This is a genomic window from Streptomyces xanthophaeus, from assembly GCF_000725805.1.
In the GTDB taxonomy this organism is placed as follows: Bacteria; Actinomycetota; Actinomycetes; order Streptomycetales; family Streptomycetaceae; genus Streptomyces; species Streptomyces xanthophaeus.
Genome location: NZ_JOFT01000034.1, coordinates 80,531 through 106,398, shown reverse-complemented (window position 1 = coordinate 106,398; position 25,868 = coordinate 80,531). Strand labels below are relative to the sequence as shown.

Here is a 25,868-nt window from a genome sequence, read left to right as displayed (position 1 = left end):
GCCATTCGCCGCAGCCGCCGGCCTCCGCCCGGCCCCGTTCCCCCGGCCCCGTCGGCATGCGAGGCACGGGTCCGGGCAGCGCCCGGCGGGGTCCGGGGCAGCCCCCGGCATCGGCGCTGAGGCTACGGAACCACCCGCACCCCCAGCTGCGCGGCCAGCGCCGGAGCCAGCTCGAACAGCTGGCCCGGGCTGATCACCGCCCCGGCCAGTGCCTCCACCCCTCGCGTGATCTCCAGCACCGAGACCCCCCGCAGATCCACGTCCGCCATCCGGACCCCGCTGAAGTCCACCCCGCGCAGCCCGCAGTCCCGGAACTCCACCCGCTCCAGCACCGCCCCCGCGAAGTCCGGCTCCACCAGCACGCACCCCTCGAAGACCACGTCCTTGAGCCGCGCCTTCCGCAGGTTCAGGTAGTCGATCTTGCCCCCGCGCACCACCACCCGCTCCAGCACGGCCCCGTGCAGCTGTACGCCGCCCAGCCGGGCGTCCAGGACCTCCACGTCCCGCAGCGAGGCCCCGGACAGGTCCGTCCCCACCCCGCGGACCCCCTCCAGCACCGAGTCCATGATCCGCGCCTTCGCCAGCCCCGCCTCGTCCAGCGCGCAGCGCCGCACCGCGCAGTCCATGAACCGGGCCCCGACGCCCTCCTGCCCGGCCCAGTCCAGGTCCGCGAACTCCAGCCCGTCGTAGTCCCCGTCGGGCTCCAGCTCGCCGCCCTCCCACGCCGTGAGCTCCGGAAGCCGTACCTCCGGCCGCCGCGCCGCCTTCACCGTCTGCTGCTGTCCTTTTCGTACCGTCGCCATCGCCCCATCCTGGCGCACACCACCGACAGCGCCACGGACGAACGGCGCCCGTCGCCCGGCACCGGGCGGGCCGCCCCGGCTACTCGGCCCCGCCGCCCAGCCTGCGCAGCGCGTCGTCCGTCAGGCGGTTCACCGTCCACTCGTCCATCGGCACCGCGCCGACCGACCGGTAGAAGTCGACGGCCGGGGTGTTCCAGTCGAGGACCGACCACTCCAGCCGGTCGTACCCGCGCTCCACGCAGGTCCGCGCCAGCTCCGCCAGCAGGGCCTTCCCGTACCCGCCGCCGCGCACGCCCGGGCGTACGTACAGGTCCTCCAGGTAGATGCCGTGCACCCCGCGCCACGTCGAGAAGTTCAGGAACCAGATCGAGAAGCCGACGACCTCGCCGTCCGCCGTCTCCGCGACGTGCGAGAACGCCGCGGGCCGCGCCCCGAACAGCGCCTCGCGCAGCTGCTCCTCGGTGGTGCGGACCTCGTGCAACGACTTCTCGTACTCAGCGAGTTCGCGGATCATGGCGAGCAGGGCGGGGACGTCGGTGACGCGTGCGCTACGGATCATGCCCGCAGCCTAGGCGCTCCCGTCCGGGCCCCTGCCGGGCCGGCCGGCCACCCACGGCAGCGGCCCGCGGCGGCCGCTCACCGCCCGAGCAACAGCTCCGCCACCAGGAGCTGTTCCTCCTGCATCTCGTCCTCCCCGTCCTCCACGTCCCACAGGCAGTTCTGCAGCACCCGCGCCAGCGTCCACGCCCGCGCCCGCCCGCGGTCCAGCCCCGCGACCTCCGTCAGCAGGTCGAACCGCCACCGCACCTCGTCCGCACGGAAGTTGTTGTTGATCGCTGGCAGCAGGTCGAAGCCGGGGTCCCCGGACAGCGGCTTCGGGTCGATCGCCAGCCACGGTTCCCGGCCGCCCGCGAGGACGTTGTCGTAGTGCAGGTCCCAGTGCAGCAGCCGGTCCCCCGGCTCCACCGCCACCTCCGCCACCGCCGCCGCGCAGTCCCGCAGCAGCCGCCGCGCCCGTACGTCGGCCAGCTGCTCCAGCGCCTGCGGGACCTCGTCCAGCATCCCGGCGGCCACGTCCCCGAGCCCGCGCAGCCCGGCCGGGGCCGGTACCGCCGTCAGCCGGGCCAGCAGTTCCGCGAGCACCTGCACCGCCGCCCGGGAGTCCCGCTCCGCCAGCGCCGACAGGTGACGCCGCTCGTCGAGGCGCTCCAGCAGCAGCGTGCCCGTGTCCTGGTCGTGCTCCAGCAGCCGTACGGAGCCGTCCCCGGCCCAGGCGCGCAGCGCGACCGGCTCCCCCGCGCTCTCCTCGTCCAGGAGCTGGAGCTTCAGCGCGGCCGCGGCGCCGTCGGCCCGCTGCACCGGCAGCACCAGGGCCGTCACCCCGTGCATCCCGGGCCCGGTGGTCCGTAGCTCCCACCGCTCCAGGAACTCCTGCGCCCGCCCCGGCAACGCCGCGATGAACTCCCGTCCCGCGTCGCCGTTGTACCTGATCTGCGCCTGGACCAGCCCGTCCGGAATGTCGACCATGCCCCGAGCCTAGGGGGTGCCCCGTCCCCGGCTCAGCCGATCTCCACGCCCTTCAGGGTCTGCGCGAAGGCCCCTGCGTCGAACATCGACCGGTCCTTCGCCCCCACCGGCTTCCCGTCCACCAGCACCACCGGCGTGCCCTGCGCCCCGGTCGCCTCGAAGCCCTTCTCCGCCTCGGCGGCCCACCCCCGGTAGGTCATGTCCGCGACGGCCGCGTCGAAGCGCGCCCCGCGCAGCCCCGGCACCGCGTCCGCGATCCTCAGCAGCAGCTCGTCGGTGAACCTGCCCTCGGGCTGGCTGGCGAAGACCGCCGCGTTGTACTCGGCGAACTTCCCCTCGTCCACCGCCGCCCGCAGCGCGTTGACCGCCTTGACGGAGCCACTGGCCCCGCCCTTGTCCAGGAAGGACGCCAGCAGGTACTCGACCTTCACCTCGCCGCGCGCCGCCAGCTTCAGCAGCGTCTCTCCCCCGGCCGCCTCGAACTTCGCGCAGTAGCCGCACCGGGGGTCCACCAGCACCTGCGCGGTGCGCGGCGCGGCCGGGTCGCCCACGACCACCTTCGCCCCGTCCACCCGGGCGGGCAGCGCCGCCAGCACGTCCGCGACCGGGCTGGTGCGCACCGCGGCGGAGGCGGCCGCATCCTGCCCGCCCGCGCTCCCGCAGCCGGCGGCGGCCCCGCCCAGCAGCGCCGCGGCCAGGGCCGCCGCGACGACGCGCCCCGCACGCCCTGATCCCCATATACCCGCCACAAAAACAGCCCTCTCACCCGAAAAGCAGACAAAACTCTCGCCAGCCTACGGCCTTCACCACCCCAGCGGCATCGGCCATACGGCCGCCCCGAGCGCCCCGATCCACGACATCCCGTCCCTGGACACCCCTCCCGCGGGCCGTGTACCAACTCCCCCATGACGATCAACGGCGGCATCTCCTTCTGGTACGCGACCGACCGCACCGCCCCCGCCACCCCACCCCGCGCCCCCCTGACCGGCGACGCCACGGCGGACGTGGTCATCGTCGGCGGCGGCTACACCGGCCTGTGGACGGCGTACTACCTCAAGTCGTCCGCCCCCTCCCTGCGCGTCACCGTCCTGGAGCAGAAGTTCTGCGGCTACGGGGCCTCCGGCCGCAACGGCGGCTGGCTCTACAACGGCATCGCCGGCCGCGACCGCTACGCCGCCCTCCACGGCCGCGAGGCCGCACAGCGCCTCCAGCGCGCCATGAACGACACCGTCACCGAGGTCGTCGACATCGCCGCCAAGGAGGGCATCGACGCCGACATCCACCGCGGCGGCGTCCTGGAGATCGCCCGCAACCCCGCCCAGCTCACCCGTCTCAAGGCCTTCCACGCCGCCGAGACCGCCTTCGGCGAGACCGACCGCGAGCTCTACGACGCCACCGCCGCCCGGGCCCGCATCGGCGTGGCCGACGCCGTCGGCGCGAGCTGGAGCCCGCACGGCGCCCGCATCCACCCGCTGAAGCTCCTCAAGGGCCTGGCCGCCGCCGCCGAACGCCTCGGCGTCGTCATCCACGAGTCCACGCCCGTCACCGAGATCGCCCCGCGCCGGGCCGTCACCCCGTACGGCACCGTCCGGGCCCCGTACGTGCTGCGCTGCACCGAGGGCTTCACGGCCTCCCTCAAGGGCCAGAAGCGCTCCTGGCTGCCGATGAACTCCTCGATGATCGTGACGGCCCCGCTCCCGCCGGAGACCTGGGAGCGGCTCGGCTGGTCGGGCCGCGAGGTCCTCGGCGACATGGCCCACGCCTACATGTACGCCCAGCGCACTGCCGACGACCGCATCGCGATCGGCGGCCGCGGGGTCCCGTACCGCTTCGGCTCGCGCACCGACAACGACGGGCGCACCCAGCCCGCCACGATCGAGGCCCTGACCGCGCTGCTGACCTCGTTCTTCCCGGCCCTCACCGGTACGGAGATCACCCACGCCTGGTCGGGGGTCCTCGGCGTCCCCCGCGACTGGTGCGCGAGCGTCACCCTCGACCCCGCCACGGGCCTCGGCTGGGCGGGCGGCTACGTCGGCTCGGGCGTGGCCACCGCCAACCTGGCCGCCCGCACCCTGCGCGACCTGGTCCAGGGCGACTCCACCGACCTGACCGGCCTCCCCTGGGTCGGCCACCGCGTCCGCCGCTGGGAACCGGAGCCCTTCCGCTGGCTCGGCGTCCAGGCCCTCTACACGGCGTACCGCGCGGCGGACCGTCACGAGGCCGCCACCCACAGCCCGGCCACGACCCCCCTGGCCCGCCTGGCGGACCGCATCTCGGGCCGCGCCCACTGACCACCCACGGCACACGGAAAAGCCCAGCTCAGACACAGTCTGAGCTGGGCTTTTCCAGCAGAGCCCCCTGTCGGATTCGAACCGACGACCTACGCATTACAAGATGTCTGATCTTGCTCCGCGCGCTTCCACAGGCATCCAGGAACCTGAATGTCCACAGGTCACGGCTGGAATCGCACAGGCACGACCCTCCGTGGACGGCCACGGAAGCTGCCGCAACTGAGACCGCATCTGAGACCAGCGGCGTTCGGTCACTACGCCGCACGGGAGCCCTGTTGCCAGTTCGCACCACTACGGCTCCTCTCACACCTGTCGAGCAGGGGAGAACCCCGCGGTCGAAGCACGGCAAGCTCTGGCGCCCCTCCCGCGCGATCCGTGCTGGCAGACGGATCATCAGGACCGAGCCTTGATCTTGTGGCGCCGACTCGCCCACAGTTGTCGGTGGGTGGCCCTACAGTCGAATCGGGGGCGGTTGCGGGCCTCGGGACTGGGATCGTACGCGCAGATGTTGGGGTGGGTAGTGCGTAAGTACATGACAGAATTCAGCGTTCAAATTGCTGTACATGTCGCCTGGGTTGGAAAGCAGAAACATCTGGAACTTGAGGGAATTCCAGATGATCCCGCATGTCACATCTATGTAATCGGAAAGCGGCAAAAACTCTCCATACACCCAAACTCGGTGCAGTTCGAGAGCGGAAGCTTCCGAGTGGTGATCCGTCGCCAAACTGGCGAAGATTACGAAGAGATCGCAATTCGTGGCGCCATTCAAGACAAACGTACCGAAGGGGTCGATCAACAATACGCTTGGCATTCTGAATATCCGTACGAGGAATTTCGAGTTGTAGACGCAGCGAGTGGCGCCCTGATTTTCGGCGGGGAGGTGGCCGCCTTCTTTCAAGACGCCAATTTCCTCCCCGCAGAGTGGAGGGCTATCAACATCGTCTACGTTGGCCAGTCACTGGGTCGCAAGGTGGAGCGGCAGGCGTTGGACCGGCTGGTATCACACTCCACTCTTCAGCGGGTCTACTCGGAATCCAGCCCTGACGAGGATGTCTGGTTGGGTCTGTGCACCATCATCGACACTGCACTGCACTTCACGATCGACCCGAAGGCGGAAGTTTCCACCTCGGACGAAGAAGACGATCTACACATCCAACGGGTCCATGAGGCCATGGGGAGTTCCAGCACTTTCCAGAAGAAGGCAGCAACAGCCCTAGCCGAGGGCGCCTTGATTTCATATTTTGACCCGAAATACAATGTGCTGCTTCGCGGAACGTTCCCCGACGCCAAGCACTCAATTCTGGCTGAGTGCTATGAATTGGAATTCCAGTCCCTGATGCTTGAATTCAATGCCCTGGAGCAGGGGATTCCGTTCGCTTCTGCAGCAAGGCGGGCTGCGACATGTCATTACATGCAATTGCCAATGCATCCGCAGGATGGGGGGGTTGTCTACGTGGAGGAGCTTGGTGCTGATTTCTTTGAGCAGATGACCCGCCACTATGAGCTCTGATCCCTAACCCCGACCCCTGGTCTTACGGATTTGCTGCGTGCTGGATCGCGAGCACCGGCGAGTGTCGGCCCGGGCAGCCTTCTCAGGCTCGGGGCGGGCGCACCGCCCCAACATCAGACGGGAAGAGAGACAGGTATGGGCGAGTCCCCCGAGCTAGCCCCCGACTACGCTGGCGTGTACCGGCCGACGAACGGGGAGAGTGCTCTGAGGATGGGACCGAAGTCGACGAGGGTCTACCAGACGATCCGGTCTTGGATCGAGTCGGGCAAGTTCGGACCCGGCGAAAAGCTTCCCTCCGAGCGGACCATGAGCGCGGAGCTGGAGATCGGCCGTACCGCCCTACGTCAGGTGCTCGCACGACTGGCGAGCGAGCACCTCATCAAGGCGTACGACCGCAGCTCGTACCGAGTCGTGGGTGGCGAGACCGTCCCCACGCCGGCAGAGCTGGAGCCTTGGACGATCCACGGCAGCAGGACGGTCTACGAGAACCGGTGGGTGAACCTCGACCTCGTCGACGTCGAGCCGCCGGGGGTCGAGCGGTTCGAGCACCACGTGGTGCGCCTGCACCACGTGGCGATCACGGCTGTGATCGATGAGCAGCAGCGCGTCCTGATGATGTGGCGCTACCGCTTTGTCCCGCAGCAGTGGGGATGGGAACTCCCCGGCGGGATCGTCGATGAAGGCGAGGACGCGGCGACCACAGCGGCCCGGGAGACCGAGGAAGAGACCGGGTGGCGCCCGACGAACGTCGAGCACGTCGTGACGTATCAGCCCATGATTGGCATGGTCGATTCGCCTCACGAAATCTTCATGGCACGGGGCGCGGTGAAGGTGGGCGAGCCCACGGACATCGAGGAAGCGGGGCAGATCGCCTGGGTGCCCCTGGCGGACATCCCCCGGCTCATGGCCGAAGGGAAGCTCATGGGGTCAGGAACCCTGGTCGCCCTGCTGCACGTCCTCGCGTCGCGGGCTACAGCCGCCCCGTAAGCAGCTCTACACGCCGGCGGTGCCGCACGGACCCCGTGCGGTTCGCCAGCAGGCGCGCTTGCTGGAGGTTCGAGCGGGCCTCATCGAATTCGCCGCGGGCAAGGTGGGCTTGCGTCAGGTCGCTGTGCAGACCCGCCTTAGCGCGAACGAACGTGGGGTCCGTCGTCTGGAGCGATGCGTAGAGGTCGTCCATGGCCGAACTGTCTCCCAAGAGAGCCAGTACGTTTCCCCGCCAGCGTGCCAAGTGGTCCCCGTTCAGGAAGATGCTCAGCATGTCGGAGTCGCGGGCGTGCGCGCCTTCTGGCAGCGAGGCCTCCGCCCAGTCGAGCGCGTGCCTGGAATCGTCGTGCATGCCAGCGGCGGCGCACAGCTCGGCTTCAGCCGCGCTCAGCCAAGCGCGAAGTCGGGGTGACTGCCGCTCCTTGTGGGTGCGCTGCGCGTCTCGGATGAGCTCCACCGCCATCGCGGGTCGGGCCCGCGTCACCCAGGACGTACGCCTGCTCCCCCATGGCGTGGGCCAAATACTGGGGCGCGTCAGCGTCCTGAGCTGCTCGTTTCGCCAGCTCGTAGTGCCGCCAGGCGCGCTCCACGGAACCGGCGTCCAGCGCTTGCCAGGCTGCCAGGGTCGCTGCCCCGGCCAGTGCTGTCGCGATGGGGCGACGCGTTCCCGGCAGGACCGCGAAGGTGAGCGCGTCCTCCATTGCCGCCAGGTGGCCGTTCATCTGGTCCACCAGGCCAGATGCGCCCATCTGCCGGTCCATGGTTCGTAGCAGCTCGGTCTGGTCCATAAAAGTGCTCACCATGGAATCGCTGACGCTCCGCGCCGAGTCGATCCGGCTCAACAGGTCCTCGTAGCCGTCGGCTTGCTGGGGGATTGCGTGTGCAGGCTCCCCGCCCAGCTCGGCGTCCGTCACCCCGAGCAGCGGCCTGAGGATCACGGCGTACCGCTCCGTAATGACCCGCCGGCCGTTCTCCCACTCCGACACGTAGGTCTTCAGGCTCGCGCTCGACGCGACGTTCAGCATGTGCTGTCGCGCGTAGCGCTCAATCTCAAAGATCAGCCGCTCCTGCGACCATCCCCGCGCGGTACGGACAGCTCGTAATCCTTTGCCCACGTGCATCGCCTCCGATGGCCGTGCCACCTGCGGGGGCTTGACTGAATCGCCGCAGGTGGGAGCGGGTTAACACCCTTGAGGTTAACCCCTGTTGGCTACCGAGACCCCATGTCTGGGTCGTTTCCTGAAGTCACACCGGGCAACACCGGCAAGCCCCGAACGTACCAAGGGCTTGCATCTGGTGCGCACCAGATGCCATGCTTCTGGTGCGCACCAGATGGCCCTCCAGGGCTCGGTCTCGGTGCGCCCAAGAACCTCGCTTTGCAGCCCGGAGGAAAGCCCGAGGGGGTGAGTACGAAGGCAGCGTTCGTTCCTTGAGAACTCCACAGCGTGCCGACCTAGCCACCTGCTCATGGGTGGTCGATGGGTTCGAGCGATACGAGACGGGGCGTGATCCCCGTCCCCAGGCGGCGGGCAGTCGTCGGCGGCAACACCTTCTCTCGCGTTCTGGCTCTGGAGAACACCCCGCTCCGTAGGGGGTGCCACCCGGTATGCGCCGCCCTGCTGGCGTCAGAGCAGTGACGATGACGCGCCCGATCCCGGGCTCGGGACCGGCACGCCGTGGCAACGGCATGTCGGTGAAGCTCACCCACACCCTGCTTGACCTGGCAATCAGGAGTCCTTGTGATCCGGTTAAGACCTTTGGCCGTCGCCCTGCGGGACCGGCAGGCCGATGTCGCCCTTCGCGTCACCGCTCAACCGCCGTGCGGGCGACCCGGGACAGCACCCGCCTCGCCCGCACGGCCCTCGCCACCTTCCGGAGCCATGACGGTTCGGCCGGTTGCCTCCTCCGCCTGTCCGGCGCCTTCGGCGTTGGACGGGCGGGGTTGAGGGGAGCCGGGGCCGGTACGCCGGCCGCTCCACCATCTGTTTCTGCTTCGAGGGAGTTCGCATGTTCGGCAAGAAGTCCTCCTCCTCGCAGTCCTCCTCGTCCTCCGAGCTGACGTCGCCGTCGGCGGTGGCGAAGAGCCAGAAGGTCTACGACCGGATCACCTCCGGCAAGTGCACGAACGCCGCCGCGGAGCTGGACGCCGCGCACGGCCGCAGCTCCGGCCAGAAGGCCAGCTAGCCCCTGCTCTTCCCCTGAACAAGGTGCAGCCCCCGGCGCTGGAACGCCGGGGGCTGCTGTTCGAGTCCCGTTCCTCTCTAGAAGGAGCAAGACCCAATGAAGTCCATCGTTGCACTTCAGAGCATCGTTACCCCGTGGTCGGACGGTTTGGAGCCGTCGGACGCGGAGCTGAACGCGATCGAGGTCGAAATGCCGCTGATCCTGGCGGAGCGCGACCTGCTCGACGCGTTGATTTCTCAGCTGGACCGGCCGGCCTCCGAGTTCGACGCCCGCCGGATCCGCCGGGCCCGCAATCGGGTCCTGGCGGCCCGCCGGGACCTGGCCAACCGCACCTCCGACATCTCGGTGCCGGGGGACGCAGCATGAACAAGCGGATCTTCCGCGCGCAGCTGTCGCTGCGCTGCTGCGGCACCACCGCCCCGGAGCGGACGGACGGCCCGTGCTGGCAGCTGTACGTGGCCAAGACGGGTCTGGTCTGCGAGTGGCCCACCTTCACCTGGCCCACCTCCACGGACGTCCCGAGCCTCGAAGCGCGCACGGCAGCCCTTGCGCTGCTCGGGTTCACGCTGGCCGAGGACGCCGAGTGGGAGTGGCAGGAGGGCACCGGCCCGGAGTACCACCCCCACCCGGTACGGGTCAGCTTCCTGGGCGCGGTCAAGGTCCGGGCGCTGGAAAGTGGGTCGGCATGAACGGCGTTCACGTCCGTTCAGCGGAACGCGCGCTGGCCGTGGGGACGTGGCTGATTGTGGGCGGGGCGATGCTGTACTCCGTCCTCACCGTCACTCCGCTCATGGCCGCCCACACCCACGAGGATTGGTTGTGGACGGCCCCGATCCTGCCCCTCGTCGTGGACGCGGCGGTGGTGATCGTGGTCCGTCTCGACTCCGTCCTGGCCCGCCTGGGCGGGCACGGCGGGGCCTGGCCGGTGGCGCTGCGGTGGATGACCGGCACTATGACCCTCGCTCTGAACATCGGCGTATCGGCCCTGGCCGGAGACCTGGTCGGGGTCGCCGTGCATGCGGTCGCACCGCTCCTCCTGATCGTCACCGCCGAGGCGGGCCTGGCCTACCGGCGGGCCCTGACCGCCGCGGTCCTGGCCGTCGAAGCCCGCAAGGAGGCCGAGCAGGACGCCCGGGACCGGAAGGCGGCGGAGCGGGAGGAGAACCGGCTCCGTGCGGCTCGTGAACAGCGCGAGCACGAAGCGGCCATCGCCCGTGAACAGCGTGAACACGAGGAGCGTCTGGCACGGGAGGAAGCCGACCGGCAGGACCGGATCCGGCGCGAGGACCAGGAGCGGGCCGAAGCGGCGGAGCGGGCTGAGCGGGCCGCCCGTGAACGCCGTGAACGCGAGCGTGAACAGGCTGAGGCCGAGCGTGAACGCCTTGAACAGCAGGCCGCGCAGAAGCGCGAGCTAGAGGCTCAGCAGCAGGCCGAGCGTGAACGCCGTGAACAGCTCCGTGAACAGGAGCGGATCGAGCGTGAACGCGCCGCCCTCCTCTCCGCCGGCCCGCCGCCGGAGAAGCTCGGCGAGCCACGCGCCCGCACCGTCGTGAGGGCCGCGTTCGATGCGGAGCTGCCGGTGCGGGTGGCCGCAGAGCTGACCGGCTGGTCCGTCGGCTGGGCTTCCACCCGCTACCAGGAACTCCGCGACGCCCGCACCGCCCCGACCGTAGCCCTGGAAGGAGCCAACTCGTGAAGCTCTCCCCTCGGACCGCCCCCACCGAGCCGGACAACCTGCTAATCCGCTTCCACAACCAGGTCGGCGCCGCCATCGACGTCACCGGCACCATCAGCCGGGCCACCTGGTCCTGCCACGGCTGCGGCGAGACCCACAGTGACTACAGCCTCCGGGTGACCCGCGAAGACGTCAGCGAGCACGCCGCCCTGTGCCGGGCCGCCTACCACCGCCTCCGCTGATGGGCACCCTGCCCGTCTACCAGTGGCGCCTCGCCCCCGAAGGCCTGGCCACCCTCCGCCAGCTCCGCGCACTCGGGCTCCGGCCCGGTGGCCAGGACGTGGCCGCGCAGCTGGAGAGGCCCCGGCGCCGGCGGGGCCCGCTGGTCGCCTACCTGTACCGGGTCGACCTGGCGAAGCCGGTCCGGCCGATGACCCCCGGCCGCTGGGCTGCCCTCGCCAAGGCGGACGCCGCCCGGCGCCAGTGCCCGGTCTGCCGAGACCACCTCCCCTACGTGATCCCGACCTCCCGCGGCATGTGCAACGCCTGCCACGACTTCCCCGAACAGCGCGTCGCCTGAACCACTCAGCAGGGGCCCGGCCGCAAGCCTCCTACAGCGACGGCCGGGCCCCCTTCTCCCCTGAAGGAGCACGTTCAGCATGACCGAGACCATCACCGAACCGCAGGCACCTCCCGAAGAATCCACCCCCGCCCCGGCACCTCCCCGGGCAGAGACCACCAGCAGCGCGCCGGGTAAGGCTGTTGAGCACACCGCCGGTGGCATCCCCGTGGTGCCGCTGTCCCTGTCCGGGACGAACACGACCGCCGGACTCCTGGCCACCGCCGCCCTGGTGGGCGGTCCGGTCGCCGCGGTCGTCGCGATGACCGGGGCCGCTGTCCTGGCAACGGCCGCCGTGCACCAGCGGACCAAGAACAGCAAAGCGAAGAAGCCCTCCACGAGGACGACCCCGGCCACCGGCCGCACCACCGGCGCCAGCACGGGGCGGGGCCGTGGTCTCTTGGGCCGGATCCCCAGCCAGCCCCGCACCGCTTCCCGCACCGGCGGGGGCAGTACCGGGTCTCGCAAGGGCGCGGGTGGCGGGCGGGCCCGGCGCCGTCTCGGGGGATCGTCTGCCTCTCGCAGCTCCGGTTCTGCGCCGGGCAGGGCGTCCGGGGTGTCGTCGCCGCGTCAGCGGGCCGCCCGCGCGGTCGCCGGTCTGGCCGGTGGCCGGGCGGGGCAGGTCCGTGAACTGCGGTCGCAGGCCCGCACGCAGTCCCCGACCCGTGCCGCGGCCCGGACGGCCGGAGTACAGGCCAGGCGGCAGGTCGCAGACACCCGCCGGGCCAAGAAGGCCGCCGACCGGGCGGCCGGGGCTTCCGGGTCGAAGCCCCGTGGTGCTGCGGCCCGCACGCTGGCCAAGAGCATGGGCAAGGCCGCGGCGGTCAGGGACCGGGCTACCGGTGCGGCGCGTCAAGGCCGGGACCGGAGTGCCGGCCGAACGGTCGCCGCAGGCAGGACCGGTGTCCAGCAGGCCGCGCACCGTCAGCGGGTCAAGCAGCTCGCCGCTCCCGCACGCAAGGCCGCCCGTAAGGCTCTGCGCAGGTCCGCGGCCCGCTTCCACGCCCGCCGTGCCGTGGCCGCGGTTCTTGGCGGGCTGCTGGGAGCCGTCGGCCTGCTGACCACGCCCTTGGGGCGGAAGCTCGGCTGGGCCTGGCTCCAGAACCCCGGCCGCCGCTTCTACCGGCGTCTGCTGGCCTCTGCCAAGGAGGAACGCCAGCAGCGTGACCTGCGGATTGCCGAGAAGCACGACGCAGACATGGAAGAGGTCCTGGCGCAGGCCGACGCCGAGCGCGACCAGGACACCACCGGCCGGATCAGGGACCGCGTCGAGCGGCCCGCCCGGCATATCCCTGCACCTCCCTCCCGTGAAGGAGCACCCAGCATGAGCAGCAGCATTGGCAGCGGTTCGGGGTTCCGGTTCGAGGACCTCGCCTCCGAGATGGAGCAGGCCGCGCAGGCCTACGAGCCGGACGGCTGCATGGAGATCCTCTCCATGGTCGAGGGCCTGCCCGAGGCCCTCGCGTCGGTCGCGAACATCATGCAGATCCTCGCGGAGCGCTCCGACACGGAGTTCCCGCTGGAGAAGGAAGTCGCGGACGGCTTCAACGACATCTACGGCGCCCTGAACTCCGCCACCGCCGTGGCGGAGGACCTGGCGCCGCTGTTCCGCAAAGTCCACGAGCAGGACATCGCCCGTCACGAGGACCCCCGCAACGGGCCCGAGGCCGAGAAGGGCTGGAACGTCTGATGGCCGCCCACACCAAGACCATCGAGCACCGCGGCCTCGCCCTGGACTGGGCCGCCGGCCACGGCCCCATCACCGGCGCCCTGTCCGCCACCACCGGCGCCTACGCCGTCGCCACCATCGGCACCCTCGCCCACATGCCCCCCACCTGGGCCCTAGCGGTCGGCACGGTCGGCGCGATCGGCCACACCGCCACCGGGCTGCGGCAGAAGCTGGCCGCCCGGACCATCGGCGCCCGCGCGGCATCCTGGCTTCTGGGCTCCGGGTGGACGACGTGGGCGCTGGCCACCGGCCCGCTCACCTGGACCGCCCTCGGCTCGTTGGCCGTGATCGGCGTCGGCATGGGCGCCGCCGCCCGCTCCGTCGGCCTCTACGAGGAAGCCCGCGAACTCGAAGCCATCGCCGCAGCCGAACGCCAGGTCGCCCGCGAACTCTCCGCAGAGCGACGGGCAATCGCCGCGGAGTGGGTGGACCGGGTACAGCGGGTCTGCGGGATCACCCTGCGGGTCGTGGGGGTGGAGATGTGGCCCACGAACACCGGCTTCACCATCGACGCCGAACTCCCTGCAGGCGGCATCACCTACGACCGGATCGCCCGCGAAAACGCCCGGCTGAGCGCGGACGCGAGGCTGCCGCACGGCTGCACCGCCGCCGCCTCCGCCGGGATCGACCAGGGCCGCGTCCTCATCGACGTCACCACCGTCAACGTCCTGGCCACAGAGGTCCCCTACCCGTCCGACTACAGCGCCCTGTCGATCCACACCGGCATCCCGTGGGGCTACCGCACCAACGCGGACCAGATCCTCACCTACCTGCGTGAGCAGTGCGCCCTCGTCGTCGGCCCCACCGGATCGGGCAAGACGAACATGGTCCACGTCATCCTGGCCGGGTTCGCCCGCGCCGATGACGTGCTGACCTGGGTCATCGACCTGAACGCCGGATCGGCCGGCCTGCCCTGGGTCCGACCCGCCATGCAGGGCGGACAGGGCCAGGCCATAAGGCCGGGGATCGACTGGCTCGCCTCCACCCACGAGGAAGCGCTGCTGATGCTCGATGCCGCGCTGCGGATCGGGCTGCACCGCAAGCGGGCCTACCAGGACCTCATGGCCAAGGCCAACACCGATCTCCTGCCCGTCAGCCACGAGATTCCGCAGATCATGCTCGTCATCGACGAGGGCGCCGAGATCCTCACCAGCACCGACCCCACCGTGAAGCAGCTGGCGAAGAAGATCCTGGAAGTGATCCGGATGCTCCGCGCGATGGGCATCCGCACCGTCCTAACCGCCCTCGGTGCGACCAGCTCGGTACTGGGCAACATGATGATCCGCCGCGAAGCCAAGACCCGCGTCGCTCTGACCGGCGGATCCACCGAGGGCATGGACCTGTCCAAGCTGTTCTCCGGCGCCAACGGCCTGCGGATCGAGCAGGCCCCCGACAAGGGCACCGGCTTCATGGGCACCCCCGAGTCACCGGCCGCACTGTTCGGGACCTGGCGGATCCTGCCCGACCAGATCCGCGACATCGTCCACGCCACCAGCGACCGGCACCCCTACCTCGACACCGTCTCCGCCAAAGCCGCAGGCCCCGACTACGCCCGCCGCTGGGACCAGGCCCGCACCGCCTGGATGACCGACCACGAACACGGCCAGCCCCACCCCAGCGGCGGCAGCACCGCTCCGGCCGGCCGGACGGGCAGGGGCCTGAACCTCTCCGCCCACCGCACCACCCAGCCCGCACCCGCCACCCCGGCCGGGGACGAGGACGCCCTCGCCGCGCAGTTCATGCGGGAGATCGACGCCACGTTCGCCACCGCCCCCGACCCCGACCAGACGCCCAAGCCTGCCCGGCCAGGGCTGAACCTCTGCGCGAACCGCGAGGAGGAGAACGCCGCCCGCCAGGCAGCCCTCACCCTCCTCATCGCCGCCGGGCCCGAGGGCACCGGAGCATCTGCGATCGCCCGCCAGCTCGACCGGTACGGCACCACCCGCCAGACCGTCGCGGGATGGCTCAAGACCTGGAGCGACGAGGGCGAAGCCGTACGCATCGGGGCCGGAACCAAGACCCGCTACGTCCACCGCAGCCACGCCCCCGACGCCCCGGAAGCCCCCGCCGCGGACTGACCTTGTCGCTTGTCGCCACCCCCGCCAGAACACCCCCTCCCTGGGCCTCTGAGGGCTTGGAAACGGTGTCTGACCTGGGAGGCGACAAGCGACAAGACAAGCGACAAGACAAGGGCACGCGACAAGCCGCGGGGCACATACCGATTTCGGTATGTGCCCCGCCAGACCCCTTGAAGGGACCGCGTTGTGTTCACCGAACCCCATCTGTCGGCCACGCCCGCCTCCCGGTACGGCGACCCGGTCTACCACCCGACCGCCGTTCAGCAGCCGGTGATGCTGCCCGCCGAACTCCCCCCGGGAGTCGAGATGGTCACCCTCCCCGGCGGCTACCGCACCCTCGCCTACACCCAGCCCCAGCCCCTCACCACCGCCCCGGCCGCGCAGCCGGTCCCGGCCTGGGCCAAGACGACCGCACTCCTCGCCCCGACCGTCGGCGGCGGGATCGCCGCCGCCGGGTTCGGGATCTCCTACGCCGCCCCGGGACTGATCGCCATGACCGAAGCCCTCTGGGCCGCCATCGCCCTCATCGCCGCCGGAGTCATCGCACCACTCCTCCTCCGCGCAACCCGAGGAGCAGGCCGCGGGGCTGCACCGGTCCAGCACGTCACCCAGCACATCAGCGCGTCCGGGATGTTCGGCCGCGCCACCGGAACCATCAACCACCGCTGAAAACGACGAGAGCGGCCCCGTCTCGCCAAAGTCCGGGCCGCCCTCGTCTCCCAGCCTGATCAGAGAACTGGAGACACCAGCATGACCCAACTTCCCCGGTCCGCGCTGCTTTCCGCAGCCTTAGACCTTGCCGCCCGCGGCTGGCCGGTGTTCCCGCTCCGCCCCGGATCCAAGGTCAACGCCCTGCACGGCGAGGAGAAGTGCCCCCGCACCGGAGACTGCACGGACGGCCACGCCAAGCCTGAGCAGCGCGCGACCACCGATCCCGACCGGATCCGCGCTGCCTGGGCCGCCAGGGCGTTCAACGTGGGTCTGGCGACTGGTCCGGCAGGGCTGGTCGTCATCGACCTCGACCCGCCCAAGCCCTCCGACCCGCCTGGCACCCTCAGCGGCACGCAGATCCTCGACGCCCTGTGCCGGGCAACCGGCGAGCAGGTACCGCCCACGTTCACGGTGACGACGCCGTCCGGGGGCCGCCACCTGTACTTCACCGCCCCGGCTGGGGCGGTGATCCGTTCCAACCAGGACATCCTCGGCCGGCACATCGACCACCGCGCTTGGGGCGGGTACGTCGTCGCCCCCGGCAGCACCACCTCCGCGGGCACGTACACCGTCACCGACAACCGGACCCTCGCGCCGCTTCCGAGCTGGCTCCAGGTGAAGCTCACCGAGCCGCCCAGGATCATTGCCCGGCCCCTCGTCACCGCCGCACCGCGGCCCGGTGAGGGTCGTCGGGCCGCTTACGTGGACGCGGCCCTGCGCAACGAGAAGAAGGCCGTCGCCGCCGCCCCTGTAGGGCATCGGAACCAGGCACTTGTGCGGGCCGCCCGCGCTCTGGGGCGGCTGATCGCGTCCGGCGACCTCGACCGCACGGAAGTCGAGGAGGCTCTTAGCTGGGGGGCGGAATCGGCCGGACTCAAGCCGTACGAGTACCGCTCCGCGATCACCAGCGCCCTCAACTGGTCCATCCGAAACAACCCCGCCGGCCGGGGAGCGGCATGAGCCACCGCGAACACCCCCCAGCTAACAGCCCTGCCTTCACCTCTGCCGGGATCAGTCCCGCCGAACCGACCCCCGCCCCGGACGGCAGTGGCGCGCTGAAGGTCGTCGCCGAAGGCGTCCCTTCATCTGTTCGCTCTGACCCGCACGCCGACGACGGGCGCCGCCCCGTCGCCTGGCTCCACATCGTCGCCCCGGGGCGCGGTGTGACCCCGTCCGTCCGGTCCTGGTGCGTCTGCGGACGGGACCTGTTCGCCGCGGGCCAGGCCCGCGCGCTCGCCCTGATCGCCGACCACCAGTGGCACCGAGACGTGTGCCCCCAGCTCACCCACGCTCAGGAAAGGAAGGCCGCCTGATGAGCGACCCCAAGCCCCAGACCGCACCCATCGACGAGGCCGCCCTGCTCGACGAGGTGGAAGCCTTCCACCGCCGGTTCAACATCTTCCCCCGCGAGGCCGCCTACGTCGCCGTCGTTCTCTGGGACGCGCACGCGCACCTCCTCGACGCCTTCGACGCCACCCCCCGCATCGCGTTCCTCTCGCCCGAGCCCGGATCCGGCAAGAGCCGTGCTCTGGACGTGGTCGAGACCCTCGTGCCCAACTCCATGGCCGCGGTGGACGCCTCGCAGTCCGCACTGTTCCGGTCCGTCGCCGGAATCGAAGGGGAACGGCCCACGATCCTCTTCGACGAGATCGACACCATCTTCGGCCCCAAGGCCGCCGGGGACGAGAACCTGCGCAAGTTCCTCAATGCCGGTCACACCCGGGGCCGCAAGATGTACCGGTGCGTCGGAGAGGGCACCAACCAGACCGTGGAGGGCTTCCCCGCCTACTGCGCCGTCGCCCTCGCGGGACTCGGCTCCCTGCCCGACACCGTCTTCACCCGTTCCGTCATCATCCGCATGCGCAAGAAGGCCCCCAACGAGAAGTGCGAGCCCTGGCGGGAACGCCTCCACCAGAAGCAGGGGCACGCCCTGCGGGACCGGCTCGCGGCCTGGACCGAATCCATCCGTGAGCAGGTCACCGGGTCCTGGCCCACCATGCCCGACGGAGTCACCGACCGGCCGGCCGACGTGTGGGAACCCCTCCTCTCTGTCGCCGAGGCCGCGGGAGGCGACTGGCCCGAGCGGGCCCGCGCCGCCTGCCTGGAACTGGTCGCCGCCGCCAAGGAGAACGATGCCTCCTCGCTCGGTATCCGCCTGCTGACCGACCTGCGCGACCACGTCTTCCGCGGCCAGGAGCGGATGCCGACCGCGGCCATCCTCGAATGCCTCCTGCGCATGGACGACGCCCCCTGGGCCGATATGGACGGCAAGCCCCTCACCTCCCGCGCCCTGTCCCAGATGCTCGGCCAGTACGTCACCTCAGCCAACAAGACCATCAAGCCCCGCGGGATCCGAGTCGGCTCATCCACCCCCAAGGGCTACTACGCCGAAGACCTCGCCGACGCCTGGGCTCGCTACTGCCCCCCGCACCTCCAGAAGTCCGCAACAGCCGCCACAGCCGCCACACCGCAGGTCAGAGGGGGTGAATCTGTGGCGGATACCGCCACAGCCATCCGCCACACGCACGCGGAAACCGCCACACAGCTCTTCCCCGTCGCCGGATAGCCCCCGCGACCACCCGGTGCCGCCACACCCCGCGTGTGGCGGCACCTATCCGCCACAGAATCCCGATCCGCCACAAATCCAAGCCTCTGACCAGCGGTGTTGCGGTGTGGCGGATGTTGCGGATCCCAGGGAAGGCCAAGGCGGCCCCCTGATCGATTGCCTAGGAGGCAGCAGTAGTGACCACCGCCACCAAGTCCGCCGCCCCCGTCCTCTGCACGGTGAAGGACGCCGTCGTGCTGCTCAGGCTCGGGCGCTCCACCGTCTACGAACTGATGGCCTCCGGCGAACTCCCCTTCGTCAAGCTCGGCCGGTGCCGCCGGATCAAGCGGTCCGACATCGACGCGTTCGTGGACCAGCTCCCGCCGCAGTCCGTCTGATCTCAGCGCAGCCACAGGCGGCCCCCGGGAGTCCCGGGGGCCGCCTTCCGCATGGAGGAGCACAGGAACACATGAGCACCCGCAAGCCGAACCTGGAGTCGTCGATCTACTACGGCAGTGACGGGTGGTGGCACGGCCGCGTCACGATGGGTCTGAAGTCGGACGGAGGGCCCGACCGACGCCACCGCCGGGCCAAGACCGAAGCCGCGGTCGCCAAGAAGGTCCGCGAGCTGGAGAAGCTGCGGGACGAGGGGCGTGCCACGAAGGCCGGGCGTAAGCCGACCGTCGCGGAGTGGATGGAGACGTACCTGACCACGATCGCGAGCCTGAAGCTCAAGCCGCGGTCCCTGGACGACTACTGGTCGAAGACCCGTAACGACATCGTGCCCGGGGTCGGCAGGCACCGCCTCGACAAGCTCGCTCCGGAGCACCTGGAGGTGATGTACGCGGCCATGCTGGAGGAGGGCCGCGCGGCATCGCACGTGGTGAAAGTGCACCGGATCCTCTCCCGGGCCCTAAAGATCGCCCACCGGCGCCGGATCATCAACGAGAACGTGGCCACGCTCGTGGACCCTCCGTCCGTGGACCAGCCCGAGGCGAACCCGTTCTCGCGGGAGGAGTCCCGAGCGTTCCTGGCGGCGGCCGCGAAGCGCCCGACGTTCATGCGGTGGGCGATCGGCGTCGGCATGGGTTTCCGGCAGGGCGAGGCCCTCGGGCTGCGCTGGCCGTACGTCGACCTGGAGCAGGGCGTGTTCCACCCGGCCTGGCAGCTTCAGCGCCTCACCTGGAAGCACGGCTGCAAGGACCCGCGGGCCTGCGGCGGGCGGCTCCACCGGTTCGAGCCGTGCCAGCCCGACTGCTCGGCGCACAAGGGCTACGTCCGCGGCTGCCCGCCGCCGTGCCCGAAGACCTGCCGCCGGCACGCCAGCGCCTGCCCCGAGCGGAAGGGCGGGGGCCTGGCCTTCACCCGGCCCAAGACGAAGAAGAGCCAGAACCCCGTCCCGATCCCTCCGCCCTTCCTGCCGTACCTCCTGGAGCACAAGGCGAAGCAGGACGAGCAGCGCCAGGCCGCCGGGGTGCTGTGGGAGGAGCACGATGCGGTGTTCACCCGCCCCGACGGCCGGCCGCTGGACCCACGGGCCGACTGGCAGGAGTTCAAGGACCTGCTGGGCGAGGCGGGCATCAGCGACCGCCGTCAGCACGACGGGAGCCGTCACACGGCCGGGACGATCCTCAACGAGCTGGGGGTCGACATGCCCACGATCATGGAGATCCTCCGGCACACCCAGATCAGCCAGACGCGCCGCTATGTGAAGGGCCGCTCCGAGCTCTCGCGCGAGGCCATGCGGCGGATGGGCGAGGCCTTCATGCCCGGCCCGGCACCCGCTCCCGCACCGGCTCCGGGGCCCTCCTTTGAGACCAGAACTGAGACAGAGAGCACCCGCGCGGCCCGCGCCCGGCGCCGACGCAAGATCCGGTGAAACGGAAAAGCCCAGCTCAGACAGCGTCTGAGCTGGGCTTTCCAGCAGAGCCCCCTGTCGGATTCGAACCGACGACCTACGCATTACAAGTGCGTTGCTCTGGCCGGACTGAGCTAAGGAGGCGGGGCCGCACTCACTCTACACAGCAGCCGATTCCCCTAGCCATCACGTTATCGGCGCCACCGGATACCCCGTGACCAGCAGGCCGGGAGCCGCCAGGGCGAGGGTCATGGCCGGGTTCACCGCCACGACCTGCGCCTGCGTCAGGGGGCGCAGGTCCCACACCCGCCGGACCGCATCGAGGTCGGGCTCCCGGCCGTGGCGGCGCCCGGCGAAGGCGGCGTAGGCCTCCGGCGTTCCGGCCGCCAGGACGTGGAAGAGGTGGGCCGTGCCGTCGTCGCCCGGCTCCGGGAGTTCCACCGGTCCCGCCCGCCAGGCCGTGTCGGCGCTCTCGCGCCAGAACACCACGGTGGCCACCTGCACCTCGTCGTCGCAGAAGGCCGGGTCCCGGAGCAGCGGCCGGAACACCTCCGGCAGGGTGTCCACGAGGCCGGGCCACAGGCCCATGCCCTCGTTCGTGTAGGGGCTCATCGAGGACTCGTGGTCGAAGCCGCGGCCCAAGACCCCGTCGGGCGTGAAGAGGATCGCGTACTCGGCGCCCGCGACGTCGTTCATCAGCGCGGCCCCGGTCCCCGGGCCCCACGCGGGGTCGTAGTCGAAGTACCGGCCGTACCGCCCGTCCATCAGCACCTCCAGGGCGGCCAGCGCCCGGCAGCGGTCCCGCAGGACTTCTGGGTCGGGCAGGACGCGGATCAGTTCGTGGACGTCGCGGGGACGCGGGGGCACGGTCACGGGCGTCATCCAAGCAGCCGGGTCCGACAGATCGCACAGAGTCCGAAGTCACCCCTGCCGGGGTGCTGACAGGAGCCGGATCGCCGGGTAGCGTCGAGCGGAGTCCGATCACTGGACTAGACCTTCCACTCGGATCGTCCGGCACGTTCCTGCCGGTAGAAGGGATTCATCACCATGGCTTCTGTCACTTTCGACAAGGCGACCCGGCTGTACCCCGGCGGCGACAAGCCCGCCGTCGACGCGCTGGAGCTGCAGATCGAGGACGGCGAGTTCCTCGTCCTCGTCGGCCCGTCCGGCTGCGGCAAGTCCACCTCGCTGCGCATGCTCGCCGGCCTGGAGGACGTCAACGGCGGCTCCATCCGCATCGGCGACCGCGACGTCACGCACCTGCCGCCCAAGGACCGGGACATCGCGATGGTGTTCCAGAACTACGCGCTCTACCCGCACATGTCCGTCGCCGACAACATGGGCTTCGCGCTCAAGATCGCCGGTGAGGACAAGGCCACCATCCGCCGCAAGGTGGAGGACGCCGCGAAGATGCTGGACCTGACCCAGTACCTCGACCGCAAGCCCAAGGCGCTCTCCGGCGGCCAGCGCCAGCGCGTCGCCATGGGCCGGGCCATCGTGCGCAAGCCGCAGGTCTTCCTCATGGACGAGCCGCTGTCGAACCTCGACGCCAAGCTCCGCGTCTCCACCCGTACGCAGATCGCCGCGCTCCAGCGCGACCTCGGCATCACCACCGTCTACGTCACCCACGACCAGGTCGAGGCCATGACCATGGGCGACCGCGTGGCCGTGCTGAAGGACGGCCTGCTCCAGCAGGTCGACACCCCGCGCAACATGTACGACCGCCCGGCGAACCTCTTCGTCGCGGGCTTCATCGGCTCCCCGGCCATGAACCTGGTCGAGGTCCCGATCGCCGACGGCGGCGTGAAGTTCGGCGACAGCGTCGTCCCCGTGTCCCGCGAGGCCCTGTCCGCCGCGGCCGACGCGGGCGACCGCACCGTCACGGTCGGCGTCCGCCCTGAGCACTTCGACGTCGCCGAGACGGGCGGCCTGACCATCACCGTGAACGTCGTCGAGGAGCTCGGCGCCGACGGGTACGTCTACGGGTCCACCGCGGCCACCGCCGCCGAGGACGGCCAGGACATCGTGGTCCGCGTCGGCGGCCGCCAGGTGCCCGAGAAGGGCTCGTCGCTGCACGTCGTCCCGCGGGCCGACGAGATCCACGTGTTCTCGACCTCCTCCGGCGAGCGGCTCTCCAAGTAGCAGCGCCGCAGCACGGGTTCGAAGGGGCGTCCCGCCAAGGGGCGCCCCTTTCCCGTCGGTTGGCGCAGGGAGCGGCTTCCTCAGGGATCCGTACGGCTCCGGCAGCCGCCGGAAGGCCTCCGGAGCACCCCCGGAACGGGCCCCGGAACGGGCCCCGCGGACCCGGAAGGAACCCTGGCAGACCGGGCATTCGGCCCTGTCCGTCAACCCCCTATTCGAAAAACCACGTCGAACCATCCCCCGACCGAGTGACTAAATGTCGCCAAATCTTCACCGAGCGCTACTCTCGCCCTCGTGACCCACACTGCCCGCCGTATCGGCCGTTCCCTCGCCCTGGTCCTGCCCGTCGTCCTGGTCCTGTCCGGGACCCTCGCGGTCACCATGGTCCCCTGGGCGGACACCTCGTCCTCCCAGATCCTGACCGCGTCCGCCGAGGACGTCTCCGTCCCCGCGAAGCCGCGCGCCGCGCAGGAAGTGCTGCGCGACAAGCTCGTCGACGAGCTGCGCGCGGGCCAGGAGCCGGGCGACGTCCTCACCCACCTCCAGCAGGAGGTCAACCGGCGGCCGTCGCTCGCCGAGCACTGCGTGGGGATCGCCCGGGCGCTCGGGCGGGCCGCCGTCGAGGTCTACGGCCCGACGAAGGCCCAGGCCGTCGCACGGCCCGTGTGCGACACCTCGTACGCCTCCGGCGTCGCCTCCATGGGCTGACGCACACCGCGTCCCTACCCTGGCCGCCATGAGCGACGCGCCCCCCGCCCCCCGGCCCACCCATTCCGCAGCCGCGTTCCCCGCCGCACCCACCCAGGCAGTCGTCCTGGCGGGCGGCCAGGGGTCGCGGCTGCGGCCGTACACGGACGACCGCCCGAAGCCGATGGTGGAGATCCCGGGAACCGGACTGCCCATCATCGGGCACCAGTTGGCCTGGCTGGCCGCCGAGGGCGTCACCGACGCCGTGGTCTCCTGCGGCCACCTCGCCGAGGTGCTCCAGGAATGGCTCGCGCAGGCGCGGCTGCCGCTGCGCGTGACGACCGTGGTCGAGGCGGAGCCGCTGGGGCGGGGCGGCGGCCTCAAGTACGCCGCGCGCCACCTCCCGCACCCCGAGCAGCCCTGGTACGCGACGAACGGCGACATCTGGACCCGCTTCTCGCTGCGGGAGATGGCCGCCTTCCACGCCGAACGCGACGCGACGGCGACCCTCGCCCTGGCCCGGCCGCGCATCCCCTGGGGGGCGGTGGAGACCAACGAGTTCGGGCAGGTGCTGGACTTCATCGAGTCCCCGCCGTCGCCTTATCTGATCAACGCCGGCGTGTACGTCTTCGGGACCGACTTCGCCGCGCTGCTCCCCGACTTGGGGGACCACGAGCGCACCACCTTCCCCCGCCTGGCACGCGAACGGCGCCTGGCGGGCTTCCCGCTGCCCCAGGGGGCCTACTGGCGGGCGATCGACACCGCCAAGGACCTGACCGAGGCCGCACGGGAGTTGGCCGCGCAGACGGCGTCCTGAGCCTTTTCACACGGCAGTTCGGCAGCCCGGACATCCGTACCTCTCGTCCGTGCGCGCCCGCGCAACGCCCGCCACGCACGACGGGGCCCGGCACGCTCGTGCGTGCCGGGCCCCGTCCCGCAGGCGGCCGGAAGGGTCAGCCGAGGAGGCCTCCGACCAGGCCGGGCTTCGGCTTGGCCGGGGTGCTGCTGCCGCCCGTGCTGCCGCCGCTGCCCGAACCCGCGGAGGAGGACGGCGGCTTCTGCGGGGCGGACTGGCGCGGCGTGCTGCGCGGGGTCTGCGCACCGGTCGTGCCGCGGGTCGCCGTCGGGGAACCGGAGCCGGTCCCGGCGGTCTCCCGGGCCGGGCCGCTCGAAGACCCGCGTCCCGACTTGGCGGCGGGCTCGCTCGGGGTCGCCGAGGGCTGCGCCGCCTTCGACGGCTGCTGCGAGGGCTGCTGCTGCGGCTGCCGGGCCGGGCTCTGCGGCAGCGGCGTACCCGGCAGGTAGTTGGTCGGGGGCTGCCCGGGCCCGGGCACGGTGACCACGGTGGTGGAGCGGACGGCCCCGCCGAGCAGCGAACCGACGAGCAGGGTCAGCCCGCACACCACGGTGGCCATGACGGCACCGCGCCGCAGGACGCGCCGCCGCAGCCGCCAGATCTCGGAGCGCGGCCCGAGCGTGCGCCAGGCCTCGCCCGCGAGCCGCCCGTCGAGGGAGTACACCGGGGCGCCCGCGATGATCAGCGGGGACCAGGCGGCGAGGTAGATGATGTCGGGCGCGTCGTAGGCGGGGACGGTCTTCCAGCTCACCGTCATCAGCAGCGCGGCCGACAGCAGCGCACCGAAGCAGGCCGCGAACCGCTGCCACAGGCCGAACACCGTCAGCACGCCGACGATGACCTGGAGGAAGGCCACGGTGAGCCCGGCGCCCACCGGGTGCGCGAGCGCGAAGTCCCGCAGCGGCTCGGCCAGCGCCCAGGGGTTCAGGGTGTGCAGCCAGGTGACCATGGAGCCGCGTTCGCCGCCGTCGAAGTAGACGGGGTCGCACAGCTTGCCCATGCCGGCGTAGATGGAGATGAAGCCGAGGAAGACGCGCAGCGGGAGCAGCACGACGCCGAGGTTCATCCGGCGGCCCGGGTAGTACGAGGCCTGGCCGCGGGCGTCGGAGCCGCCCCGCCGGGCGTCGGACCCGGCGTCGGGCGGCCCGTCCGGGTAGCCCCCGCCGTACGGCAGGTCCCGTACGGCGGCCAGCGGACGCGTCTCGTCCGGGTCCCCGTACGTGCGCTGGCCGATGACGGTCGGAGAGGCGAGGGTGTCCTCGGCGAGGTCGTGCGCCAGGTCGATGCGCGGGATGACCTGGGTGGCGCCGCCGTCGTACGAGTCGGCGCCTCTCCCGGCCTCCCGTACCGCCTGGAGCAGTCCGCCCATGGCCGCGGCGTCGCCGGCGTCCGACTTGCCGCTCCAGACGACGGGGGCCCGGCGGCGGGTGGCCCCGGCCGCGGCGACCACGGCGCCGCCGAGCACAGGGGCTCTCCCGGGGGCGTTCGCGGGCTTGGAACGCGCGCTCGGGCTCGGTGCGAGCCGCACGCGGAAGCTGGCGTGGTTGACGATGACCTGTGCGGGGTCGCACGGCACCTTGACCATGCTCAGCGCGGGCTGGTCGTCGAACCCTGACGTTCTGGTGTCCACACTCATCTAACCGAGTGATCAGTGTTTAGGACACTG

General features: G+C 71.0%; 26 protein-coding genes, 1 tRNA gene and 1 pseudogene. 20 read left to right on the top strand and 8 right to left on the bottom strand.

Going from position 1 to position 25,868, the window contains the following annotated elements; all coding sequences use genetic code 11:
* Positions 1 to 122: 122 nt before the first annotated feature.
* The 4 genes from IO30_RS0122000 to IO30_RS0121985 all read right to left on the bottom strand — a co-directional run bounded on the left by IO30_RS0122000 (position 123) and on the right by IO30_RS0121985 (position 3,079).
* Positions 123 to 803, bottom strand: coding sequence for a pentapeptide repeat-containing protein (locus tag IO30_RS0122000; protein ID WP_199921144.1), 681 nt, complete (start codon positions 801 to 803; stop codon positions 123 to 125).
* A gap of 79 nt (positions 804 to 882) precedes the next feature.
* Positions 883 to 1,362, bottom strand: a complete 480-nt coding sequence (locus IO30_RS0121995) for a GNAT family N-acetyltransferase (protein WP_031145296.1) — start codon at positions 1,360 to 1,362, stop codon at positions 883 to 885.
* A 77-nt stretch (positions 1,363 to 1,439) separates the two neighbouring features.
* Positions 1,440 to 2,330, bottom strand: a complete 891-nt coding sequence (locus IO30_RS0121990; RefSeq protein ID WP_031145294.1) for an aminoglycoside phosphotransferase family protein — start codon at positions 2,328 to 2,330, stop codon at positions 1,440 to 1,442.
* A 32-nt stretch (positions 2,331 to 2,362) separates the two neighbouring features.
* A complete protein-coding gene (locus IO30_RS0121985) occupies positions 2,363 to 3,079 on the bottom strand; it encodes a DsbA family protein (RefSeq protein ID WP_051902498.1) in 717 nt (238 codons plus the stop codon).
* Between the two features lie 156 nt (positions 3,080 to 3,235).
* Between IO30_RS0121985 and IO30_RS0121980 the strand changes: the two genes are divergently transcribed.
* The 3 genes from IO30_RS0121980 to IO30_RS0121970 all read left to right on the top strand — a co-directional run bounded on the left by IO30_RS0121980 (position 3,236) and on the right by IO30_RS0121970 (position 7,118).
* The gene (locus IO30_RS0121980; RefSeq protein WP_031145290.1) at positions 3,236 to 4,621 is read left to right on the top strand and encodes an NAD(P)/FAD-dependent oxidoreductase; all 1,386 of its coding nucleotides are present in this window, start codon (positions 3,236 to 3,238) and stop codon (positions 4,619 to 4,621) included.
* Positions 4,622 to 5,153: 532 nt separating this feature from the next.
* Positions 5,154 to 6,131, top strand: a complete 978-nt coding sequence (locus IO30_RS45530) for a hypothetical protein (protein ID WP_157853355.1) — start codon at positions 5,154 to 5,156, stop codon at positions 6,129 to 6,131.
* A 210-nt stretch (positions 6,132 to 6,341) separates the two neighbouring features.
* Positions 6,342 to 7,118 carry an NUDIX domain-containing protein gene (locus IO30_RS0121970; protein ID WP_078904793.1) on the top strand — a complete coding sequence of 259 codons (777 nt, stop codon included), beginning with the start codon at positions 6,342 to 6,344 and terminating at the stop codon, positions 7,116 to 7,118.
* On the opposite strand, the pseudogene IO30_RS40750 reads toward IO30_RS0121970, so the two are convergent.
* Positions 7,102 to 8,233 (bottom strand): annotated as a pseudogene (locus tag IO30_RS40750) (helix-turn-helix domain-containing protein). The gene IO30_RS0121970 and the pseudogene IO30_RS40750 sit on opposite strands and share 17 nt — an antisense overlap.
* An 892-nt stretch (positions 8,234 to 9,125) precedes the next feature.
* Here IO30_RS40750 and IO30_RS46050 point away from each other — a divergent pair.
* From IO30_RS46050 to IO30_RS0121895, 14 genes are all read left to right on the top strand, one after another.
* Positions 9,126 to 9,302: a hypothetical protein gene (locus IO30_RS46050; protein WP_167347278.1), complete on the top strand. Its 177-nt coding sequence runs from the start codon at positions 9,126 to 9,128 to the stop codon at positions 9,300 to 9,302.
* A gap of 96 nt (positions 9,303 to 9,398) precedes the next feature.
* Entirely contained in the window at positions 9,399 to 9,668 is a 270-nt protein-coding gene (locus tag IO30_RS0121955; protein WP_031145286.1) for a DUF6284 family protein, read from the top strand.
* Positions 9,665 to 9,991 (top strand): DUF6303 family protein, encoded by a 327-nt coding sequence (locus IO30_RS0121950; RefSeq protein ID WP_031145284.1) that lies wholly within the window; start codon positions 9,665 to 9,667, stop codon positions 9,989 to 9,991. Before IO30_RS0121955 ends, IO30_RS0121950 begins: the two co-directional genes overlap by 4 nt.
* On the top strand, positions 9,988 to 10,998 hold the full coding sequence (locus IO30_RS0121945; protein WP_031145282.1) for a hypothetical protein: 1,011 nt from the start codon (positions 9,988 to 9,990) through the stop codon (positions 10,996 to 10,998). The genes IO30_RS0121950 and IO30_RS0121945 overlap by 4 nt, the downstream gene beginning before the upstream one ends.
* A complete protein-coding gene (locus IO30_RS0121940; RefSeq protein WP_031145280.1) occupies positions 10,995 to 11,219 on the top strand; it encodes a hypothetical protein in 225 nt (74 codons plus the stop codon). The genes IO30_RS0121945 and IO30_RS0121940 overlap by 4 nt, the downstream gene beginning before the upstream one ends.
* A complete protein-coding gene (locus IO30_RS0121935) occupies positions 11,219 to 11,557 on the top strand; it encodes an RRQRL motif-containing zinc-binding protein (protein ID WP_031145278.1) in 339 nt (112 codons plus the stop codon). Before IO30_RS0121940 ends, IO30_RS0121935 begins: the two co-directional genes overlap by 1 nt.
* Before the next feature lie 79 nt (positions 11,558 to 11,636).
* Positions 11,637 to 13,286: a hypothetical protein gene (locus tag IO30_RS42660; RefSeq protein WP_031145277.1), complete on the top strand. Its 1,650-nt coding sequence runs from the start codon at positions 11,637 to 11,639 to the stop codon at positions 13,284 to 13,286.
* Positions 13,286 to 15,403: a hypothetical protein gene (locus IO30_RS0121925; protein ID WP_031145275.1), complete on the top strand. Its 2,118-nt coding sequence runs from the start codon at positions 13,286 to 13,288 to the stop codon at positions 15,401 to 15,403. The genes IO30_RS42660 and IO30_RS0121925 overlap by 1 nt, the downstream gene beginning before the upstream one ends.
* Before the next feature lie 186 nt (positions 15,404 to 15,589).
* Positions 15,590 to 16,072, top strand: a complete 483-nt coding sequence (locus IO30_RS0121920) for a hypothetical protein (protein ID WP_037894803.1) — start codon at positions 15,590 to 15,592, stop codon at positions 16,070 to 16,072.
* Between the two features lie 81 nt (positions 16,073 to 16,153).
* A complete protein-coding gene (locus tag IO30_RS0121915) occupies positions 16,154 to 17,074 on the top strand; it encodes a bifunctional DNA primase/polymerase (RefSeq protein ID WP_031145270.1) in 921 nt (306 codons plus the stop codon).
* 203 nt (positions 17,075 to 17,277) lie between these two features.
* Positions 17,278 to 17,427 (top strand): hypothetical protein, encoded by a 150-nt coding sequence (locus tag IO30_RS46045; protein ID WP_167347276.1) that lies wholly within the window; start codon positions 17,278 to 17,280, stop codon positions 17,425 to 17,427.
* The gene (locus IO30_RS0121905) at positions 17,427 to 18,680 is read left to right on the top strand and encodes a DUF3631 domain-containing protein (protein WP_031145266.1); all 1,254 of its coding nucleotides are present in this window, start codon (positions 17,427 to 17,429) and stop codon (positions 18,678 to 18,680) included. The genes IO30_RS46045 and IO30_RS0121905 overlap by 1 nt, the downstream gene beginning before the upstream one ends.
* A gap of 176 nt (positions 18,681 to 18,856) precedes the next feature.
* Positions 18,857 to 19,057 carry a helix-turn-helix domain-containing protein gene (locus IO30_RS0121900; RefSeq protein ID WP_031145264.1) on the top strand — a complete coding sequence of 67 codons (201 nt, stop codon included), beginning with the start codon at positions 18,857 to 18,859 and terminating at the stop codon, positions 19,055 to 19,057.
* 71 nt (positions 19,058 to 19,128) lie between these two features.
* Positions 19,129 to 20,538 carry a tyrosine-type recombinase/integrase gene (locus IO30_RS0121895; protein ID WP_031145263.1) on the top strand — a complete coding sequence of 470 codons (1,410 nt, stop codon included), beginning with the start codon at positions 19,129 to 19,131 and terminating at the stop codon, positions 20,536 to 20,538.
* 48 nt (positions 20,539 to 20,586) lie between these two features.
* On the opposite strand, the gene IO30_RS0121890 is transcribed toward IO30_RS0121895, so the two are convergent.
* Both IO30_RS0121890 and IO30_RS0121885 read right to left on the bottom strand, forming a co-directional pair.
* Positions 20,587 to 20,661, bottom strand: a tRNA-Thr gene (locus tag IO30_RS0121890).
* A gap of 42 nt (positions 20,662 to 20,703) precedes the next feature.
* The gene (locus IO30_RS0121885; protein ID WP_051902496.1) at positions 20,704 to 21,390 is read right to left on the bottom strand and encodes a hypothetical protein; all 687 of its coding nucleotides are present in this window, start codon (positions 21,388 to 21,390) and stop codon (positions 20,704 to 20,706) included.
* Positions 21,391 to 21,564: 174 nt separating this feature from the next.
* On the opposite strand from IO30_RS0121885, the gene IO30_RS0121880 reads away from it, so the two are divergent.
* The 3 genes from IO30_RS0121880 to IO30_RS0121870 all read left to right on the top strand — a co-directional run bounded on the left by IO30_RS0121880 (position 21,565) and on the right by IO30_RS0121870 (position 24,163).
* On the top strand, positions 21,565 to 22,659 hold the full coding sequence (locus tag IO30_RS0121880; RefSeq protein WP_031145259.1) for an ABC transporter ATP-binding protein: 1,095 nt from the start codon (positions 21,565 to 21,567) through the stop codon (positions 22,657 to 22,659).
* Positions 22,660 to 22,953: 294 nt separating this feature from the next.
* On the top strand, positions 22,954 to 23,367 hold the full coding sequence (locus IO30_RS0121875; RefSeq protein ID WP_031145257.1) for a hypothetical protein: 414 nt from the start codon (positions 22,954 to 22,956) through the stop codon (positions 23,365 to 23,367).
* Between the two features lie 28 nt (positions 23,368 to 23,395).
* Complete coding sequence (locus IO30_RS0121870) at positions 23,396 to 24,163, top strand: nucleotidyltransferase family protein (protein WP_051859929.1); 768 nt, start codon at positions 23,396 to 23,398, stop codon at positions 24,161 to 24,163.
* A 136-nt stretch (positions 24,164 to 24,299) separates the two neighbouring features.
* On the opposite strand, the gene IO30_RS0121865 is transcribed toward IO30_RS0121870, so the two are convergent.
* Positions 24,300 to 25,838 carry a DoxX family protein gene (locus tag IO30_RS0121865; protein ID WP_031145252.1) on the bottom strand — a complete coding sequence of 513 codons (1,539 nt, stop codon included), beginning with the start codon at positions 25,836 to 25,838 and terminating at the stop codon, positions 24,300 to 24,302.
* Between the last annotated feature and the right edge of the window lie 30 nt (positions 25,839 to 25,868).